The sequence below is a fragment of the Archangium sp. genome (assembly GCF_036389735.1).
Classification (GTDB): Bacteria; Myxococcota; Myxococcia; order Myxococcales; family Myxococcaceae; genus Archangium.
Genome location: NZ_DASVWK010000655.1, coordinates 1 through 3,194, shown reverse-complemented (window position 1 = coordinate 3,194; position 3,194 = coordinate 1). Strand labels below are relative to the sequence as shown.

Genomic DNA, 3,194 nt, shown 5'->3' with positions numbered 1-3,194 from the left:
CTCGGCGCGGACCGGGCCGTGGTGGTCGCCCCGGCACCGGACGAGCCCGAGCACCTGGAGGTGGTGAGCCAGCGGGGCGTCTCCGCGGAGACCCTGGCGCTCCAGCCCCGCTTCCCCCTCACCTCGCTCCTGCCCGTGGCGGTGGCGTACCGCACGGGTGAGCCGGTGTGGTTGGAGTCGCGCGAGGCCATCAGCGCCGCCTACCCCCAGAGCCTCGCCGCGCAGCTGGAGGCGACCCAGTCCGTGGTGGCCCTGCCGCTGCGGGCACGCGGGCGCACGCTGGGGGCCCTCGGCTTCGGCTTCGACTCACGGCGCACCTTCAGCACGGACGAGCGCGGCCTGCTGCTGGACCTGGCGCGGCAGAGCGCCCAGGCCCTGGAACGCGCCTGGCTCTACGAGGCCGCGCAACAGGCCCGCACCCGCGCCGAGCGCGCCGCCGCGCGCACCGCCCGCCTGCTGGCCCTCAACACCGCCCTGTCCCAGGTGCTCACCGCCGAGCGCGTGGCGGAGGTGGTCATCGACCAGGGCATGGCCTCCCTTGGCGCCCAGATGGGCTGTCTGTGGCTGGCGGACGAGTCCGGCACCCAGGCCCGGCTGCTGCGCAGCGTGGGCCTGCCCCCGGAGCTGGCCGGGCCGCTCCATCGGCTGCCGCTGGAGCAGGACACGCCGCTATATGACGCCATCCGGCGGGGACAGTCGGTGTGGCTCGAGTCGCGCGAGGAGCTCGGGCGCCGCTATCCCCGGACGACAGCGGGCGTGGGCGCGCTGGAGTCCTGCGAGCTGGGCTCCCTGGTGTGCCTGCCGCTGCTGGTGGATGGGTCCGGCCTGGGCGGGCTCGTCTTCGGCTTCCCGGTGGCGCACCGCTTCGACGACGACGAGCGCGTCTTCATCTCGCTGCTGGCCCACCACGCAGCCCAGGCCTTCGAGCGTGCCCGGCTCTTCGCCCAGGAGCGCGGTGCCCGCGAGGCCCTGCGCGACGCCCACCACACGCTGCGGGCCGTCATCGAGTCCTCACCCACCGCCATCACCCTGCTGGAGCTGGACGGCACGGTGCGCATGTGGAACCCCGCCGCCGAGCGCATCTTCGGCTGGAAGCGCGAGGAAGTGCTCGGCCACCCCTCACCCGCCATCCCCACGGACACGGCGGAGGAGTTCCACGACAACCTCGCGCGCGTCGCTCGCGGCGAGTCCATCCTCGGCCTGGAGACGCGCCACCAGCGGCGCGATGGCACCACCATCGACGTGGCCCTGTGGAGTTCCCCGGTGCAGGTGGCCGAGGGCCAGCGCCTGTGCCTCTCCGTGCTGGCGGACATCACCGAGCGCAAGCGCGCCGAGGAGGCCCTGCGCTTCCTCGCGGAGGCCAACACCGTGCTGGCCAGCTCGCTGGAGCACGAGGTGACGCTGGAGCGCGTGGCGCACCTGGCCGTCCCCACCTATGCCGAGGGCTGCTACGTGTACCTGCTCGGCGAGGGAGGCGCGGTGAGCTGCGTGGCCACCGCCCGCGCCGGCAACCCGGTGGAGCTGCCTCGGGAGTTGGAGCCGAGGGCCTCCGCCGTCGCGCGTGTCATCTCCTCGGGGCAGACGGAGGTGAGCACGAACCGCACCATTCCTTCCCTCTCCGCGGTCACGGGCCCCGCGCTGCCGTGCGAGCTGGTGGAGCGCTCCTACCTCTGCGTGCCCCTGCTGGTGCGCGGGCAGACCATCGGCGCGCTGTCCTTCGTCTCCTCGCGGCGCAACTACGATGCGCAGGATCTCGCGCTGGCGCAGGAGCTGGCCCGCCGTGCCGCCCTCGCCATCGACAATGCCCGCCTCTACCGCGAGGCCCGCGACGCCATCCGCCTGCGCGAGGAGTTCCTCTCCATCGCCAGCCATGAGCTGCGCACCCCCATCACCGCCCTTCAGCTCCACGTACAGGGCCTGCTGAGCGCGCTGACCCGGACTCCCGAAGGGCTGCCCCCGGAGCGGGTGCGCCGCGGCCTGGAGGTGATGGACCGGCAGGTGAAGCGGCAGCTCCACCTGGTGAACGACCTGCTGGACGTGTCGCGCCTGGACATGAATCAGCTCGTGCTGCGGCCGGAGCCGATGGACCTCGCGGCCCTCGCGCACGAGGTGCCCGCGCGCTTCGCGCAGGAGCTGTCTCGTACCGGCTCGCGCCTCACCGTGAATGCTCCCGCCCCGGTGCCGGGCCACTGGGACCAGAGCCGGCTGGAGCAGGTGGTGTCGAACCTCGTCTCCAACGCGGTGAAGTACGGGCAGGGCAACCCCCTCGAGCTCACCGTGGAGGCCCGGGAAGGACAGGCCCACCTGGTCGTCCGAGACAACGGGATTGGCATCGCCCCCGAGCACCTGGAGCGTGTCTTCGGTCGCTTCGAGCGCGCGGTGTCCGAGCGCAACTACGGCGGCTTCGGCCTGGGGCTGTGGATCTCCCGCCAGATTGTCGAGGCCATGGGCGGCCGCATCAGCGTGGACAGCCAGCCCGGGAGCGGCTCGACCTTCACCGTGGTGCTGCCCCTCGCGCCCGCCTGAGACGTGGACGGGCGGCCAGCCAAGCGAACGAAAACCCCGACGAGACATTCTCGCGTCCGGCCCTCTACGAAGGCGTGCCCCCTTCCACGAAAGGACGAGCCATGGACCCGAGAACACCGTCGAGCGTCAGCACCTTCAACAAGTTCCTCGCCGTGCTGGTCATCATCGGCGCCCTCACCTGGGGCCTCATCGGCTTCTTCAAGTGGAACCTGGTGACCGCCCTCTTCGGCGGTAACACGGGGGCCCTGGAGGCCAGTCACCTCAGCCAGCTCTTCTATATCCTCGTGGGCCTGGCTGGACTGGCGCTCGCCTTCACCTTTCCCTGGAAGAGCAGGCACGCATGAGCGACCGGAGGTCCCTCACCGGCCGGAGCCGCCCGCCTCGCCCGTGGGCGTGCCCAGGTGCTTCTCCAGGAAGAGGAAGGTCGCCATGGTGATGGTGTCCCTGTTGGCCTTCTTCCCGAAGCCGTGGCCCTCGTCGAGCGCGAGCAGGTACCAGACGTCGGTGCCCCGGGTGCGCACCGCCTTGACGATCTGCTCCGCCTCGGACTGGGGCACGCGCGGGTCGTTGGCGCCCTGCTGCACGAAGAGCGCGGCCCGGATGCGGTCCACCGCGTTGAGGGGCGAGATGCGCTCCTGCACCGCGCGCACCTCGGGCTTGCGCTCGTC

General features: G+C 72.0%; 3 protein-coding genes. 2 read left to right on the top strand and 1 reads right to left on the bottom strand.

Annotated features, from left to right (window positions below):
* Together VF794_RS22975 and VF794_RS22970 are read left to right on the top strand one after the other, a co-directional pair.
* Positions 1-2,526, top strand: a 2,526-nt coding sequence (locus tag VF794_RS22975; RefSeq protein WP_331113834.1) for a GAF domain-containing protein, incomplete at its 5' end; no start/stop codon positions are given.
* Between the two features lie 101 nt (positions 2,527-2,627).
* The gene (locus VF794_RS22970; RefSeq protein WP_331113832.1) at positions 2,628-2,870 is read left to right on the top strand and encodes a DUF378 domain-containing protein; all 243 of its coding nucleotides are present in this window, start codon (positions 2,628-2,630) and stop codon (positions 2,868-2,870) included.
* Positions 2,871-2,885: 15 nt separating this feature from the next.
* Here the strand turns inward: VF794_RS22970 and VF794_RS22965 are convergent.
* On the bottom strand, positions 2,886-3,194 hold a 309-nt coding region (locus tag VF794_RS22965; protein WP_331113830.1), incomplete at its 5' end, for an alpha/beta hydrolase family protein.

Coding starts and splice junctions, on each gene's coding strand:
- VF794_RS22970 (WP_331113832.1), top strand. CDS start 2,628: ATGGACCCGAGAACACCGTCGAGCGTCAGCACCTTCAACAAGTTCCTC.